A 15,668-nucleotide genomic window follows, 5' to 3' on the forward strand; every position below is an offset into this window, starting at 1 on the left:
TAAATGGCAAAAATCATCGTGGTGACCTCGGGCAAGGGCGGCGTGGGCAAGACGACGACGAGCGCGAGCTTTGCGTCCGGTCTCGCGCTGCGCGGCCACAAGACGGCCGTGATCGACTTCGACGTCGGCCTGCGCAACCTCGATCTCATCATGGGCTGCGAGCGCCGCGTGGTGTACGACCTCGTGAACGTGATCCAGGGCGAAGCGAACCTGAACCAGGCGCTGATCAAGGACAAGAAGTGCGAGAACCTGTTCATCCTGCCGGCGTCGCAGACGCGCGACAAGGATGCGCTCACGCGCGAAGGCGTCGAGAAGGTGCTGAACGACCTCACCGCGATGGACTTCGAATACATCGTCTGCGATTCGCCGGCCGGCATCGAGGCGGGCGCGCTGCACGCGATGTACTTCGCGGATGAAGCGCTGATCGTCACGAACCCGGAAGTGTCGTCGGTGCGCGACTCCGACCGCATTCTCGGCATCCTGTCGTCGAAGACGAAGCGTGCGACCGAAGGCAAGGATCCGATCAAGGAACACCTGCTGATCACGCGCTACAGCCCGAAGCGCGTCAGCGAAGGCGAGATGCTGTCGCTCGAGGACATCAGCGAGATCCTGCGCATCAAGCTGATCGGCGTGGTGCCCGAGTCGGAAGCCGTCCTGCATGCGTCGAACCAGGGCTTGCCGGCCGTGCATATCGACGGCACCGACGTGGCGGAAGCGTACAAGGACGTCGTCGCGCGCTTCCTCGGTGAAGACAAGCCGCTGCGCTTCACCGATTACCAGAAGCCGGGCCTGCTGCAGCGCCTCTTCGGCAGCAAGTAACGGAGGCCGCCAATGTCCATCCTTTCGTTTCTCCTCGGTGAGAAGAAGAAGTCCGCATCGGTCGCGAAGGAGCGCCTGCAGCTCATCATCGCGCACGAGCGCGTCGGCGGCCGCCCGCCGGCGGATTACCTGCCGGCGCTGCAGAAGGAACTGGTCGCGGTCATCTCGAAGTACGTCCATATTTCGAACGATGACATCCGCGTGAGCCTCGAGCGCCAGGACGATCTCGAAGTCCTCGAAGTGAAGATCGAGATCCCGCAGGCCTGAGTTCTATCCGCGTCCCTCCGCACGGCGGCACTCGCCGCCGTGCGCGTCTTACGCCCTGTTGCACTTTCGGGCACGCCGTAACACGGCGTCTGTCGGCCGTTATCGGTCCTCCCGCATTGAACGAATACGCTCGCGTAACTTGTTCAACCTGGAGGTTGTGATGGCTGTCTCTACTGTTCAACGTCGTATCGTTTCGCTCGCCGTGCTTGCCGCGAGCCTGTCAGCCGTCGTCGCGCCGCTTGCCGCGCATGCGGACGAGATTCTCGTCGGCACACCCGTGATCGCGCCGCAGGGCCGCGTGGTCGTCGCCGAGCCGGTCGCCGTGCGCACCGAGGAAGTCGTCATCGTCGCGCCGAATGCGCCGCCGCCGGTGCGCTACGAGGTCGTGCCGGCCGCGCGCGTGGGCTATGTGTGGGATCGCGGGCACTGGCACTGGGAGCATGGCCGCTACGTGTGGATCGGCGGCCACTGGGAGGCCGAGCGCGTCGGCATGCAATGGGTGCCGGGCCATTGGGACCAGCGCGGTCCGAACTGGTTCTGGACCCGTGGCCACTGGGCGTGATGGGGGGCGGGCGATGAAAAGAACCGCAATCGCCATCGCGCTCGTCGCGATCACGCTGGCCGGGTGCATCGTCGTGCCGGCGCGGCCCGTGTACTACCGGCCGGCACCCGTCGTGATCTACTGAGCGTCGCGCGGGCCGGGCTGCGCCGCGCCGTTGGTCCCGGCCGCGGCCGGCTCGTTGTCGTGCGGCGCCGGCGCATCGGCGGCGCCTTCGGTCGGTGCGGCGGCGGGCGGTACTTCACCACCTTCGTCGCGCAGCGTGTCGAGCGGGTCGGCGGGCGCGGCGGCCGCATCCTGCGGCTCGGTGATGCCGGTTGCCACCGTCGTGCTCGCCGCGGCTGCCGCGGCCGGTTCCGCGGCCGCGACGGGCGGCGCGAGATAGCGCAGCGCGAGCGTTTCGTAGAGCGGCGGCGCGAAGAAGCGCGATACGCGGCTCGACACCAACGCGGTGGCCATCAGCGAAATCACGAGTGCGTGACCGTTGATCATCTCCATCACGATCACGAACGACGTGATCGGCGACTGCGTGACGGCCGCCATATAGCCCACCATCGCGAGCGCGATCAGCATCGGCAGGCTCATGTTGCTGAACACGACGTGCAGCAGGTTGCCGAACCCTGCGCCGATCGACAGCGACGGGGCGAAGATCCCGCCGGGGATGCCCGGCAGGTACGAGGCGACCATCGACACCATTTTCAGGAACGGGTAGAACACCGACAGATGCTGGCTGCCGTCGAGCAGGCCGCGTGCTTCGGCATAGCCGCTGCCGAAGGTCGTGCCGCCCGATACGAGGCCGACGACGGCGATCGCGAAGCCGCACAGCGCGGCGAACGCGATCGGCCGCTCGCGATACAGGCCCAGCAGCCGCGCGGGCAGCCAGCGTCCCGTGTTGAGCAGCAGCCAGCAGAACAGCCCGCCCGCGATTCCCGTCACGATCGCGGTGACCAGCACCGCGAGCGCCAGCAGTTTCGGGAAATGGGGGCCGGCATCGATCGTACCGAAATACGTGTAGTTGCCGTTCAGGCCGAGCGCGACGACGCCGGCGAGTATGATCGCGGTGATCAGCACGCCGCTGGCGCGCGCGGAGAAGCTGCGCGTCAGCTCCTCGATCGCGAACACGATCCCGGCGAGCGGCGTATTGAACGCGGCCGACAGCCCGGCCGCCGCGCCGGCGAGCACCAGCTGGCGTTCGATCTGCGCGTTCGAGCGGGGGTAGAAGCGCCGCAGGTTGAACATCAGCGCCGCGCCGACCTGCACGGTTGGCCCTTCGCGGCCGATCGTGAAGCCGCCCAGGATGCCGAGGAACGACACCAACACCTTGCCGAACAGGATGCGCAGCGTCAGCAGCCGGGAGCCGAACGCGCTCGGGCGCGCATGCAGCGTCGCGATCACCTGCGGGATGCCGCTGCCCTCGGCGCCGCGGAAGAAGCGGCGCGTGATCCATACCGACACAGCGGCGATTGCCGGCGTCAGCAGCAGCGGCAGCCACGCGGCGTGATCGCGCATCGTGCGGAAGCTTTCGTAGCCCCAGTCGATCAGTCGCGCGTAGAGCACGGCCGCGAGGCCGACGACGATCGCGCCGAGCCAGAAAACGCCGTACTGGCGCCAGATTCTCAGCGAGCGTCGGGTGAGGGCGGGAAACAGGGCGGGAAGGGCGGCAAGAGCGGGGCGTGGCATCGGCGGGGCCATCGGGCAAAGGAGACATTATAAAAAGGAACCGGGGCCGCAAAGTGGGCGACAGGGTTTCGCAAGCTTGTAGCATTTCGTTGCAAATGTAATTCAAGAGTAATGTTCGCGGCGGGTATCCGTCGTTAGCATCCCCAAATGGCTCGCTCTTCCCCGCAAACGTGAAACGCATCCTCATCGTGAAAGTGACGTCGCTCGGCGATGTCGTCCAGACGCTGCCTGTCGTCGCGGATCTGCATCGCGCCTTTCCCGGCGTAACGGTCGACTGGGCGGTGGACGAATCGTGCGCGGAGGTCGTGCGCTGGCATCCGGGCGTCAGCCATGTCCTTTGCGCGCCGCTGCGCCGTTTCAAGAAGATGCGCAATCGCGGCGACCTGAAGGCGATCTCGGCGTCGATCAGCGCGCTGCGGGCGCACCGCTACGATGCGGTGATCGACCTGCACGGCGTCTACAAGAGCGCGATCATTTCGCTGCTGGCGCGCGCCGCGCGCCGCGTCGGCTACCAGACGCAGGATCTCGGCGAAACGGGCGCACGCTTCGCGTATTCGCATCGCTTCGGCCCGCGGCCGGATTGCGATGCGTGGCACGGGATGCGCGTGAGCGCGGGCGAGGCGCTCGGTTACGCGCCCGAGGGTGTCGCCACGTACGGCATCGTCCCGCCGCAGGACGCGAACCTGCCGACGGCCGTGACCGACGGCGCACCGTTCATGCTGTTGTTCCATGCAACGTCCAACCCCGACAAGAAATGGCCGGCCGATCACTGGGCCGCGCTCGCCACGCAGATGATGGCGCGCGGCGTGCGCGTGCTGTTGCCGTGGGGATCGGCTGCCGAGCATGACGACGCGCAGGACATCGCCGCGCGCGCGCCGGGGGCGGTCGTGCTGCCCGCGATGACGGTGCGCGAACTCGGTGCGGCGCTTGGCCGGGCTGCGCTCGTGGTGGGAGTCGATACGGGGTTCGTGCACATGGCGCACGCGTTGCAGCGGCCGACCGTGATGATTTTCGTCGCGACGTCGCGGCACCATTGCGGGATCGGCGGCGCGCCGAATGCCCTGTCCATCGGCGAGCCGGGCGCGATGCCGTCGGTCGAGGAGGCGCTGGACGCGATCGATACGGTCTGCCCGGCCTACGGCGCGCTGCGCGCGCGACTGACCGCCTGACGAAGCGGGGCGGGCCGGTTCAGGCGAGCAGCGCCTCGACCGTGACGACGGCGGTGATCGCCGCCAGGTTCGCAAGCAGCGCCTCGAACACGAGGCCGCGCCACGTCTTCGGCCGGAAGCGCAGCGCGAGCAGGAGCGCGCCACCGAGCGCAAGCGCGAGGATCAGGACGAGATCGGCATTGCCGAGGCGGATGTTCATGGCGGCGGCTCCTTCGGGGCGGGATCCGGGGGCGCGCGGCGGCGCACCCGGGATCGAGTATAGGCAGCGCCGGCCACCGCGCAACCCGGGTCGCCCCGGAGACTCAGACGAGCGACGCGTCGCGCGTTTCGCGCATCAGCAGCACGCCGATCAGGCTGATGGCCGCCGCAACCGATACATACCCGCCGACCCACGACAGCCCGCCGCGCGCCGCCAGCAGTTGCGCGATGTACGGCGCGATCGACGCGCCGAGGATCCCGCCGAGGTTGTACGCGACTCCCGCACCCGTATAGCGGACGTTGGTCGGGAACAGTTCTGGCAGCAGCGCGCCCATCGGCGCGAACGTCACGCCCATCAGGAACAGCTCGATCGTCAGGAACAGCGCGACGAGCGGCATCGAGCCGCTGCCGAGCAGCGGTTCCATCGCGAAACCCGACAGCAGCGCGGCGATCGCGCCCACGACGAGTACCGGTTTGCGGCCGAAGCGATCGGATGCCCACGCGGACAGCGGCGTCGCGAGTCCCATGAACACGACCGCGAAACACAGCAGGCCGAGGAAGCTCTGGCGCGGAATATGCAGTGCCGACACGCCGTATGACAGCGAGAACACCGTCGAGATATAGAACAGCGTGTAGCAGACGACCATCGCGAGCGCGCCGAGCAGCGTCGGCTGCCAGTGTTGCGTGACGAGGGTTGCGACCGGCACGCGTACGCGCTCGTTGCGATCGAGTGCGGCCTGGAACGCGGGCGTTTCGGTGATCTTGAGTCGCACGTACAGGCCGAGCGCGACGAGCACCGCGCTGACCAGGAACGGGATGCGCCAGCCCCAACTGCGGAACTGCTCGTCCGACAGCGACAACGCGAGCGCGAAGAACAGGCCGTTCGACATCAGGAAGCCGACCGAGGGCCCGAGCTGCGGGAACATGCCGAACCAGCCGCGCTTGCCCTGTGGCGCATGCTCGGTCGCGAGCAGCGCGGCGCCGCCCCATTCGCCGCCGAGGCCGATCCCCTGGCCGAAGCGCAGCACGCACAGCAGCACCGGCGCGAGCGTGCCGATCGCGTCGTAGCCGGGCACGAAGCCGATTGCGGTGGTGGATACGCCCATCACGAGCAGCGACGCGACGAGCGTCGATTTGCGCCCGATGCGGTCGCCGAAGTGCCCGAACAGGAACGAGCCGATCGGGCGCGCGATGAATGCGATGCCGAACGTGACGAACGCGGACAGCGCCTGTGCGGTCGCGGAGCCGTGTGGAAAGAATACGGGGCCGATGACGAGCGCGGCAGCCGTTGCGTACACATAGAAATCGTAGAACTCGATCGCGGTGCCGATGAAGCTCGCGAACACGATGCGCCGGTGGCTGACGGCGCCGGCCGAACCGGTTGCGTGTGCAACGGTCGGGGGGGATGCGGACATGGATGTCTCCGTTTTGTCGTTAGGGCGGTCGGCTGGGCGTGCGGTCGGACAGGCGGACGCCTGCCGGGGAGCAGCCGAGCGGATGATGCGGTAGCGGCGTGGACGCGCGCCATGGCGCGGACGTCACCCGCCGGTCGACGATGGAGACGGGTACGTCGCCGCCGCCCGGTGCCGGCGTGGTCGGCTCGCATGCCGGGTGGGGCGCACGAACGCGCGCGCGGCGTGATGGCCGCGCGATTGCGGAAAATTATAGCCAGCGCTGCCGCGCACCGGCAATCGCGGTGCGGCGGCCGGTCAGTCGATCGATTGCGCCTGCGCCGACGCGGTGCTTTGCAGCTGGAAGTGGCCGTCGTCGTTGAAGAGCCAGCCTTCCATCATTTCGAGCCGGCCGTTGCCGTCGAGCAGCCGCGACGGTGGCGGCGGCAGCGGCGCCGAGCGGCGCAGCGACGCGAGCGCGAGCGCTTCCGCTTCGCTGTCGCCGTTGCTGCGATAGACGGACGCGTTGACGAGCCGGCCGCTGCCATCGACGGTGAAGGCCACGACGACGAGCGAACGGAGCATGGCCTGCGGCGTGCCGTGCAGCAGGCCGGACGGATTGCGTTCGGCGACACGCTGCGCGACTTCGACGCGGTATTGGTCGAGGCTGCCACTGCGTGTGATCGACGGAATCGTCAGGATCGAGTGCAGCGACGGAGGCGGCGTGATCGTGCACGCCGCGAGCATGGCGACGACGGCCAGTGCAACTGCACGCAGCCGGTCGACGCGCGAACGGGAAAGGGGGCGCATGGGAGGCTAGCCAGAAGTGACTATAAAAAAATGATAGGCGCACGGGCGCGAGCCGGCATCGGGAGAAACACATAACGGGCGATGCCGGGTGTCGCGATCGCTGATGGCGAGGCAGCGTGCGCCCGCGTATCGCGATGTGACGTGACATGTGACGGCACGCTCGCGCGGCTGCCGCACGTCCGCATCCCGGTGCGCGTGTTGCACGGTTGAAAGCAAGGCGAGGAACGCGACCGGCGCGCAGGCGCTTGGAGATGGTTCGGCAGCGCGCATCCGTCGCCGCGGGCAGCACCGCGGCGGATGCCCGCGCAATCGTCAGCGACGCGTGCCGCCCGGTTCAGAAACCGTGCGTGACGAGTGACAGGACCGACAGGTCGGGGTGCGTGCCGTCGATGATGCTCTTGCCGACATGCACGGCTTCGTGGACGGCTTCATCGAGGCTGGCGAAGCTTTCCTCGCCGTCCGCATGGAACGGTACCGCGTGGCCGGGTAACGCGGGATTCGCGCCGGGATGGCATACGTAGCCGGTGTAGGTATAGCGCGTGTCGCTGCCGGGCACGGCAGCCGGCACGACATGGACCTCGAAGCCTTCGTAATCGACGTGTTCCGTCGGTATCGACAGTTCGGTCATGGCGATCTCCGTGTACCGCACGCAGGGGTGGCGCGCGCGGCATCGAGTACGCGGCGGCGGTTGTGTCGCCGTGTTGATCGAATTCTAGGTGATCGAGCGGCTGGCCGGGAGGCTTCCGGCGCGCTGCGGCGCGATGACGGGCTGCTGCCCGTGCCGTTTCGACGAACGGGTTCGCGCGCGGCGCTGCATCATTGTTTGCAGCGGGCGTCCTTGCGCTGCACGACGATGATCACCGGGTATTTCTGGCCGTGGTCGAGCTCCACGCGTGCCACGACGGTGAGCGTCGCCGGATCGGAATCGTCGTACACGCTCACCTGTTCGTTGCGCAGGTAGGTCACGCCGGTGCAGTTCGACGTGCGTCCGTCGTCTCCCACCTTGCACTGGAGGTCGTTGTCTTTCAGGTAGTTGTACGGCGACGGGCTCGCGAGGTATTCGCTCAGGCCGCGCGGCGAGCCGCCGACGCCGGACACGTATGCGATCGCGCACGACGCTTGCGCGTCGCTGCCGGACGCGGTGTCGGCTGCCGCGTGCGTGCTGACGGCCGCGAGCAAGGCGACGAGCGACGAGACGATGAGGGGCTTCATGACGTGGGTTTCCCGTTTCGCGAATCGGAGCGCCGGATTGTAACGGCATCCGGCGGGACGCGTCGGAACGTGGGGGAAAGCCGTACGAGAACCAACAAAAAACCCCGTCATTCGCTGAATGGACGGGGTTTGGCAAACTTCCTGGCGGAAGCGGTGAGATTCGAACTCACGGACAGTTTCCCGTCGCCGGTTTTCAAGACCGGTGCCTTAAACCGCTCGGCCACGCTTCCACACGAGGCGGCATTGTAACCGAAATGCCGCGATCTTCATGCCCTCAATCGTCGCGCAGGAACAATTCCTGCAGGTCGTTGAGGAAACGCTGGCCGAGCGGCGTCGGCGCGATCTGCGCGAAATCGCGTGCGATCAGTCCGCGCCGTTCCGCTTCCTGCAGTGCCGGCTCGATCGTGCTCATCGGCAGGCCGGTGCGCTCGGCGAAGCTGTGCACGGGGAAGCCCTCGACGAGCCGCAGCGTGTTCAGCATGAACTCGAACGGCAGGTCGCGCGCGCCGACTTCACGTTCTTCCTGCACGGCCGTGCCGGCCATCGCCTGCTCGATGAAGGTCGCAGGATGCTTGTAGCGTGCCTGCCGCAGGATCCGGTTCGGGAACGACAGCTTCGTGTGCGCGCCCGCACCGATCCCGAGATAGTCGCCGAAACGCCAGTAGTTCAGGTTGTGCTTGCACTGATGATTCGGCTTCGCATACGCGGACACTTCGTAGCGCCCGTAACCGGCCTCGGCCGTACGTGCGTGAATCCATTCCTGCATGTCGGCCGACGCGTCGTCATCGGGGACGACCGGCGGAAACTTCGCGAACAGGGTATTCGGCTCGAGCGTCAGGTGATACAGCGACAGATGCGGCGGCGCGTACGACAGTGCGGTTTCGATGTCGGTACGGCATTCGTCGAGCGTCTGGTTCGGCAGCGCGAACATCAGGTCGAGGTTGAAGTTGTCGAAGTTCTTCGCGGCGATCTCGACGGCCGCGCGAGCCTGCGCGGTGTCGTGAATCCGGCCGAGCGCCTTCAGGTGCGTTTCGTTGAAGCTCTGGATGCCGACCGACAGGCGGTTCACGCCGCTCGCGCGGAACTGCGCGAACTTCGCGGCCTCGAACGTGCCCGGATTCGCCTCGAGCGTGATCTCGGCATCGGCGTCGAGCGGCAGCAGCGCGCGCACGTCGGACAGCATCCGGTCGAGGCCGGCGGCCGACAGCAGGCTCGGCGTGCCGCCGCCGATGAACACCGTATGCACCTGCCGGCCCCACACGAGCGGCAGCGCCTGCTCGAGATCGGCGCGCAGCGCGTCGAGATACTCGGTTTCCGGAAACCGTTCGCCTTTCCACTCGTGCGAGTTGAAATCGCAGTACGGGCACTTGCGCACGCACCACGGGAAATGCACGTACAGCGCGAGCGGCGGCAGCGACGTGAGCCGTACCTGGCCGGGCGACGTGAAGGTCGCGACGACGCGTGCGCCGGTTTCCGCGGCCTGGCTCATGCAACCTCCCGCAGCGAAGGGGTATCGGGCATGCTCATGCCTCCTCCGCGAGCCGCGCCAGCAGCGCCTTCAGCGCCAGCGCGCGGTGGCTGTGCGTGTTCTTCACGGCCGGTTCGAGTTCGGCGGCCGTCGCGCCGAGCGAAGGCAGATAGAAATACGGGTCATAGCCGAATCCGTGCTCGCCGCGCGGGGTGTCGACGATCTCGCCCGCCCAGCGTCCTTCGGCGAACAGCGGCTCGGGGTCGTCCGCATGGCGCACGAGCGCGAGCACGCAGCAGTAGTATGCGCGCCGGTCGTCGACGCCGCGAAGCTGCTCGACGAGATACGCGTTGTTCGCCGCATCGCCCTTGTCGCGGCCCGCGCGCTGCGCATAACGCGCCGAATAGACGCCCGGCGCGCCGCGCAGCACGCGCACGCACAGGCCCGAATCGTCGGCGATCGCCGGCAGCCCGGTGAGCCGCGACGCGTGACGCGCCTTCGTCAGCGCGTTCTCGATGAAGGTGCCGAACGGCTCCTCCGCCTCGGGCACCGCGAGGTCGCCCTGCGGGACGATCTCGATGCCGACCGTCGAGAACAGCGCGGTGAATTCGCGCAGCTTGCCGGCGTTGTTCGACGCGAGGACGATGCGCGACAGCGGTGCGATGGTGTGGTCGTCCGGCATGTCAGGCGCCCAGCACGTCTTTCTGAAGCTGCACGAGCCCGGCGATCCCGCCTTGCGCGAGGTCGAGCAGCGCGTTCATCTCGGCGCGCGAGAACGGCACGCCTTCCGCCGTGCCCTGGACTTCGACGAAGCCGCCGGCGCCCGTCATCACGACGTTCATGTCGGTATCGCAGCGCGAATCTTCCGCGTAATCGAGGTCGAGCACGGGCGCGCCCTCGTACACGCCGACCGAGATCGCGGCGACGTGGTCGGTGATCGGCGAGCGCGTGAGCTTGCCGGCCGCGATCAGCGTCGACACGGCGTCGTGTGCGGCGACGAACGCGCCGGTGATGCTCGCCGTGCGCGTGCCGCCGTCGGCCTGGATCACGTCGCAGTCGATGTGGATCGTGCGCGGGCCGAGCGCCTCGAGGTCGAACACGGCGCGCAGCGCGCGGCCGATCAGGCGCTGAATTTCCTGCGTGCGGCCGGTCTGCTTGCCGCGTGCGGCTTCGCGGTCGCTGCGCGTGTGCGTCGCGCGCGGCAGCATGCCGTATTCGGCGGTCAGCCAGCCTTGCCCGCGGTCGCGCAGGAAATCGGGCACGCGTTCGGAGACGCTCGCGGTGCAGAGCACCTTGGTGTCGCCGAATTCGACCAGCACCGAGCCTTCGGCGTGTTTCGTGTAGTGGCGCGTGAGGGCGACCTTGCGCAGTTCGTCGGCGCGGCGGCCGCTCGGGCGGGAAACGGAGGACGTCATGTGGGAATCGCGGAACGAGAGGAAACCCCGATTTTAGCGCCGAACGGCGGGCTTGCCCGGCGGGGTGGTTCCCAAAAATGGGATAATGCGCGCTTCCCGCCCCGCGCTTTCCGATGCGCCGGGCGCCTCGACATATCCCCGCCCGCGAGGGCACCCAGACGGCGAGACGAACCATGATCTACAGCATGACGGGCTACGCGAGCGCGACACGCGAACTCGCGACGGCCACCGGTAACGGCGGCACCAGCGTGTCGGTCGAACTGCGCACCGTGAACTCGCGCTTCCTCGACCTGAATTTCCGGATGCCGGACGACGTGCGCGCGTGCGAACCCGCGCTGCGCGAAATGCTGATGAACAAGCTGTCGCGCGGCAAGGTCGACATCCGCATCAACCTGCAGCGCGGCGAGCAGAGCATCGGCGCCGGCGCGCTGAACCAGTCGGCGCTCGGCCAGCTCGCCGAGCTCGAGCGCTCGGTGCTGGACACGTTCCCGGGCGTCGGCCGCCTGCGCGCGGGCGAGATCCTGCGCTGGCCCGGCGTGATCGCCGAAAGCGGCGTGTCGGGGGAAGCGATCCGCGACGCGGTGCTCGCGTGCGGCAAGGAGGCGATCGGCGAACTCGTCGTCGTGCGTTCGCGCGAAGGCGCGCAACTGGCGACGATGCTGCTGTCGAACGTCACCGAGATGGAAGCGATCGTCGCGCGCATCACGCCGCTCGTGCCGGAGCTGATCGCGAAGCATCAGCAGAAGATCGTCGAACGGTTGCAGGAAGCGCTTGGCATCGCGGCGCCCGAAGGCAGCGCGACGATCGTCACGCGCGAGGAGGCCGCGGAGCGCATTCGTCAGGAAGTGACGATGTACGGGATCCGGATCGACATCGCGGAAGAGCTGTCGCGTCTCACCGCGCACCTGAACGAAACGCGTCATGTGATCGAGAAGGGCGGCCGCGTCGGCAAGCGTCTCGACTTCATGATGCAGGAACTGAATCGAGAAGCAAACACGCTCGGCTCGAAGGCGGCGGCGAAGGAACTGGCCGACGCATCGATGGCGCTCAAGCTGTTGATCGAGCAGATGCGCGAGCAAGTGCAAAACCTGGAGTAACAGAGATGAAACGACCCCCACGCTCACTATGTTCGCTGCCCCCCGAGGGGGCGGCCAGCCTCCTTGGGGCTGCCCGGCGGAGGCTGTCATGACCGATTCCCATCGCGACGTCCACGCGTCGCATTCGCTGCACGGCGGCGTCTATCCCGGCAACCTGTTCATGGTCGTCGCGCCGTCGGGCGCCGGCAAGTCGACGCTCGTGAATGCGCTGCTGTCGAAGGACAACGACATCTGCCTGTCGATCTCGTACACGACGCGCAAGCCGCGCCCGGGCGAGCAGGACGGCCGGCACTATCACTTCACGACGGTCGAGGATTTCCGCGCGCGTCACGCGGCGCACGAATTCCTCGAGAGCGCGGAAGTGCACGGCAACTACTACGGCACGTCGCGCGTCTGGATCGAAGAGCAGATGAAGAACGGCCACGACGTGCTGCTCGAGATCGACTGGCAGGGCGCGCTGCAGGTGAAGAAGCAGTTCCGCAACGCGGTCGGCATCTTCATCCTGCCGCCGTCGCTCGACGCGCTCGAGGAGCGCCTGAAGAAGCGCGGCCAGGACGAACCGAACGTGATCACGCGCCGCCTGCTCGCCGCCGGCAGCGAGATCGCGCACGCGTCGGAAGCGGAATACGTGGTGATCAACGAGAATTTCGAGCGTGCGCTCGCGGAGCTCGAATGCATCGTCGCCGCCACGCGCCTGCGCTTTGCTTCGCAGTACGCGCGACACACGGAGCTGTTCATCGAGCTCGGCATCCATCTGCCCCACGCGGAATGACGCGGGGGACGAGGGACATAAGGTAGAATAAGGACTATATTCAGAAGGAATTACCAACATGGCTCGCATTACCGTCGAAGACTGCCTGAAGCAAATCCCGAACCGCTTCGAACTGGCGCTCGCCGCCACCTATCGCGCGCGGCAGCTCGCGCAAGGCCATACGCCGAAGATCGAAAGCCGCGACAAGCCGACCGTCGTCGCGCTGCGCGAAATCGCTGCCGGCCAGGTCGGCGTCGAGATGCTGAAGAAGGTGCCGGTGTAACGCGCATCCGGCCCGTTCCAGCCATGTAATCCACGCGCGCAACGACTCGACCTGGAGGCGAATATGAGCACCACCCCATCGTCCGCCTCCGCGGATTCGACCACCGAAGCCACGGCCCAGTCGCCTGCGCGCCAGTACATCGACGCGGTCCTCGAACAGTCCTTCCGGCATCTGTTCGGGCCGACCGCCACACCGGAGCAGCCGCGCAAGCACGGCGTCGTTTCGATCGCGAAACTGACGGCCGTGCTGGCCGAGTATCTCGCTCCGGAAGAAATCAAAGAGGTCAAGGCGGCGTTCCACTTCAGCGACGAAGCCCACCTCGGTCAATATCGCCAGAGCGGCGAACCCTACATCACCCATCCCGTCGCCGTCGCGGAAATCTGTGCCGGCTGGAAGCTCGACGCACAGGCCGTCATGGCAGCGCTCCTGCACGACGTGATGGAAGACCAGGGCGTGACCAAGAGCGAACTGGCCGAACGGTTCGGCCCGAAGGTCGCCGAACTGGTCGACGGCCTGTCGAAGCTCGACAAGATGGAGTTCCGCAGCCGCGAGGAAGCGCAGGCGGAAAACTTCCGCAAGATGCTGCTCGCGATGGCACGCGACGTGCGCGTCATTCTCGTCAAGCTCGCCGACCGCCTGCACAACATGCGCACGCTCGGCGCGGTGCCGATGGAAAAGCGCCGCCGCGTCGCGCGCGAGACGCTCGATATCTACGCGCCGATCGCGCACCGCCTCGGGTTGAACAACACGTATCGCGAGCTGCAGGACATGAGCTTCGCGAACTTCAACCCGCATCGCTACGCGACGCTCGAGAAGGCCGTCAAGGCGGCGCGCGGCAACCGCCGCGAAGTGATCAGCAAGATTCTCGAGGCCGCGCAGCGCGCGATGGCCGACGCGAAGATCGACGCCGAGATCACCGGCCGCGAAAAGACCATCTACAGCGTGTACCGCAAGATGCGCGACAAGCAGCTGTCGTTCTCGCAGGTGCTCGACGTGTACGGTTTTCGCGTCGTCGTCGACAGCCCGCTCGACTGCTACACGTGCATCGGCGCGCTGCACGCGCTGTACAAGCCCGTGCCCGGCAAGTTCAAGGACTACATCGCGATCCCGAAGATCAACGGCTATCAGTCGCTGCACACGACGCTCGTCGGTCCGTTCGGCGCACCGATCGAGTTTCAGGTGCGCACGCGCAAGATGCATGAGATTGCCGAAGCGGGCGTCGCCGCGCATTGGCTGTACAAGAACGGCAGCGCCGATCTCAGTGACGTGCAGAAGCGCGCCCACCAGTGGCTGAAGTCGTTGCTCGACATCCAGAGCGAAGCCGGCGATTCGAGCGAATTCCTCGAGCACGTGAAGATCGACCTGTTCCCCGATGCGGTCTACGTGTTCACACCGAAGTCGAAGATCATGGCGCTGCCGCGCGGCGCGACGGCGCTCGATTTCGCGTATTCGATCCACAGCGATCTCGGCAACCAGTGCGTGGCCGTGAAGATCAACAACGAACTGCTGCCGCTGCGCACCGAGCTGAAGAGCGGCGACATCGTCGAGGTGATCACCGCGCCGTATTCGAAGCCGAACCCCGCATGGCTCGGCTTCGTGCGTACCGGCAAGGCGCGTTCGGCGATCCGTCACTACCTGAAGACGATGCGCCTGAACGAGTCGGTGCAGCTTGGCGAGCGGCTGGTCGACCAGAGCCTGAAAGGCTATGGTCTCGCGCTGGCCGATGTCGAGCCGGAGGTGTGGGAGAAGCTCGTGCAGTGGACGGGCAACAAGAGCCGTCAGGAAATCTTCGCGGACATCGGCCTCGGCCGTCGCGTTGCCGCGGTGATGGCCAAGCGCATCGAGGTGCTGATGAGCGGCCGCGACGCGGACGACGATCTGCCGAAGTCCGAGCGGCATCCCGCGCACCATGCGCCTCCGGTCGTGATTACCGGTACCGAAGGGATGTCCGTGCAGTTGTCCGCGTGCTGCCGGCCGATTCCGGGCGACGCGATCATGGGTTACATCGGCATCGGCTTGGGGATGGCGATTCATACGACCGATTGCCGCGTGGCGCAGCGGATTCACCGCCGCGATCCGGGCCGCTGGATCGACGTCGAATGGGCGCCGCAGCCGGGCCGCCTGTTCGATGTCGCGGTGAAGGCGCTCGTGAAGAACACCAAGGGTATCTTTGCGCGCGTGGCGGCGGACATCACGTCGGCCGACGCGAACATCGTGCATATCGCGATGGACGAGGATCTGACGCACGAATCGACGGTACTGCGCTTCGTGATCCAGGTCAGCGACCGCGTGCATCTCGCGAACGTGATGCGGCGCGTGCGGACCAATCCGGACGTGATGCGGATCATGCGCGAGCGTTCGACCGACGACGGCGCGCATGCGCGCCATGACGGCGGCATGCGGATCGAGCGCGAACGGCAGGATTATTGACGCTTGCCAGCACAAGCGGGCGATTGATCGACGGCGGCCAATATGGCCGCCGTTTTCATTTGTGCGGTACGAAGAGCGAACGTGCGGCGTGGCTGGACAAGGGCGCCTGTAAGCGGGCC

Annotated in this window: 17 protein-coding genes and 1 tRNA gene; 8 read left to right on the forward strand and 10 right to left on the reverse strand. The window is 66.9% G+C overall.

Going from position 1 to position 15,668, the window contains the following annotated elements; genetic code table 11:
• Positions 1 to 3: 3 nt before the first annotated feature.
• From minD to APZ15_RS08600, 3 genes are all read left to right on the forward strand, one after another.
• Positions 4 to 819, forward strand: a complete 816-nt coding sequence (gene minD, locus APZ15_RS08590; protein WP_027788114.1) for a septum site-determining protein MinD — start codon at positions 4 to 6, stop codon at positions 817 to 819.
• 12 nt (positions 820 to 831) lie between these two features.
• Positions 832 to 1,086, forward strand: a complete 255-nt coding sequence (minE, locus tag APZ15_RS08595; RefSeq protein WP_006486661.1) for a cell division topological specificity factor MinE — start codon at positions 832 to 834, stop codon at positions 1,084 to 1,086.
• A gap of 160 nt (positions 1,087 to 1,246) precedes the next feature.
• Entirely contained in the window at positions 1,247 to 1,648 is a 402-nt protein-coding gene (locus APZ15_RS08600) for a YXWGXW repeat-containing protein (protein ID WP_027788113.1), read from the forward strand.
• Positions 1,649 to 1,765: 117 nt separating this feature from the next.
• Here the strand turns inward: APZ15_RS08600 and APZ15_RS08605 are convergent, their stop codons facing one another.
• Complete coding sequence (locus tag APZ15_RS08605; RefSeq protein ID WP_027788112.1) at positions 1,766 to 3,325, reverse strand: chloride channel protein; 1,560 nt, start codon at positions 3,323 to 3,325, stop codon at positions 1,766 to 1,768.
• A 170-nt stretch (positions 3,326 to 3,495) separates the two neighbouring features.
• On the opposite strand from APZ15_RS08605, the gene waaC reads away from it, so the two are divergent.
• A complete protein-coding gene (gene waaC / locus APZ15_RS08610; protein WP_027788111.1) occupies positions 3,496 to 4,494 on the forward strand; it encodes a lipopolysaccharide heptosyltransferase I in 999 nt (332 codons plus the stop codon).
• Positions 4,495 to 4,513: 19 nt separating this feature from the next.
• Here the strand turns inward: waaC and APZ15_RS08615 are convergent, their stop codons facing one another.
• The 9 genes from APZ15_RS08615 to rph all read right to left on the reverse strand — a co-directional run bounded on the left by APZ15_RS08615 (position 4,514) and on the right by rph (position 10,988).
• Complete coding sequence (locus APZ15_RS08615; RefSeq protein WP_027788110.1) at positions 4,514 to 4,693, reverse strand: hypothetical protein; 180 nt, start codon at positions 4,691 to 4,693, stop codon at positions 4,514 to 4,516.
• Between the two features lie 103 nt (positions 4,694 to 4,796).
• Positions 4,797 to 6,107, reverse strand: a complete 1,311-nt coding sequence (locus tag APZ15_RS08620) for an MFS transporter (RefSeq protein ID WP_021164135.1) — start codon at positions 6,105 to 6,107, stop codon at positions 4,797 to 4,799.
• Between the two features lie 294 nt (positions 6,108 to 6,401).
• Positions 6,402 to 6,893, reverse strand: coding sequence for an energy transducer TonB family protein (locus APZ15_RS08625; RefSeq protein WP_027788109.1), 492 nt, complete (start codon positions 6,891 to 6,893; stop codon positions 6,402 to 6,404).
• A 334-nt stretch (positions 6,894 to 7,227) separates the two neighbouring features.
• On the reverse strand, positions 7,228 to 7,521 hold the full coding sequence (locus APZ15_RS08630; protein WP_027788108.1) for a hypothetical protein: 294 nt from the start codon (positions 7,519 to 7,521) through the stop codon (positions 7,228 to 7,230).
• Positions 7,522 to 7,709: 188 nt separating this feature from the next.
• The gene (locus APZ15_RS08635) at positions 7,710 to 8,105 is read right to left on the reverse strand and encodes a hypothetical protein (protein WP_027788107.1); all 396 of its coding nucleotides are present in this window, start codon (positions 8,103 to 8,105) and stop codon (positions 7,710 to 7,712) included.
• Positions 8,106 to 8,247: 142 nt separating this feature from the next.
• Positions 8,248 to 8,335, reverse strand: a tRNA-Ser gene (locus APZ15_RS08640).
• A 44-nt stretch (positions 8,336 to 8,379) separates the two neighbouring features.
• Positions 8,380 to 9,594 carry a radical SAM family heme chaperone HemW gene (hemW, locus tag APZ15_RS08645; RefSeq protein WP_027788106.1) on the reverse strand — a complete coding sequence of 405 codons (1,215 nt, stop codon included), beginning with the start codon at positions 9,592 to 9,594 and terminating at the stop codon, positions 8,380 to 8,382.
• Positions 9,595 to 9,628: 34 nt separating this feature from the next.
• The gene (gene rdgB, locus APZ15_RS08650) at positions 9,629 to 10,255 is read right to left on the reverse strand and encodes an RdgB/HAM1 family non-canonical purine NTP pyrophosphatase (protein ID WP_027788105.1); all 627 of its coding nucleotides are present in this window, start codon (positions 10,253 to 10,255) and stop codon (positions 9,629 to 9,631) included.
• A 1-nt stretch (position 10,256) separates the two neighbouring features.
• The gene (rph, locus tag APZ15_RS08655; protein ID WP_027788104.1) at positions 10,257 to 10,988 is read right to left on the reverse strand and encodes a ribonuclease PH; all 732 of its coding nucleotides are present in this window, start codon (positions 10,986 to 10,988) and stop codon (positions 10,257 to 10,259) included.
• A gap of 173 nt (positions 10,989 to 11,161) precedes the next feature.
• Between rph and APZ15_RS08660 the strand changes: the two genes are divergently transcribed.
• The 4 genes from APZ15_RS08660 to APZ15_RS08675 all read left to right on the forward strand — a co-directional run bounded on the left by APZ15_RS08660 (position 11,162) and on the right by APZ15_RS08675 (position 15,549).
• A complete protein-coding gene (locus APZ15_RS08660) occupies positions 11,162 to 12,085 on the forward strand; it encodes a YicC/YloC family endoribonuclease (protein WP_027788103.1) in 924 nt (307 codons plus the stop codon).
• Between the two features lie 88 nt (positions 12,086 to 12,173).
• Complete coding sequence (gene gmk / locus APZ15_RS08665; RefSeq protein WP_027788102.1) at positions 12,174 to 12,857, forward strand: guanylate kinase; 684 nt, start codon at positions 12,174 to 12,176, stop codon at positions 12,855 to 12,857.
• Positions 12,858 to 12,915: 58 nt separating this feature from the next.
• The gene (gene rpoZ, locus APZ15_RS08670) at positions 12,916 to 13,119 is read left to right on the forward strand and encodes a DNA-directed RNA polymerase subunit omega (protein WP_006025620.1); all 204 of its coding nucleotides are present in this window, start codon (positions 12,916 to 12,918) and stop codon (positions 13,117 to 13,119) included.
• Positions 13,120 to 13,182: 63 nt separating this feature from the next.
• On the forward strand, positions 13,183 to 15,549 hold the full coding sequence (locus tag APZ15_RS08675) for a RelA/SpoT family protein (protein ID WP_021164124.1): 2,367 nt from the start codon (positions 13,183 to 13,185) through the stop codon (positions 15,547 to 15,549).
• Positions 15,550 to 15,668: the final 119 nt, after the last annotated feature.

This window comes from Burkholderia cepacia ATCC 25416 (assembly GCF_001411495.1).
GTDB classification, from domain to species: Bacteria; Pseudomonadota; Gammaproteobacteria; order Burkholderiales; family Burkholderiaceae; genus Burkholderia; species Burkholderia cepacia.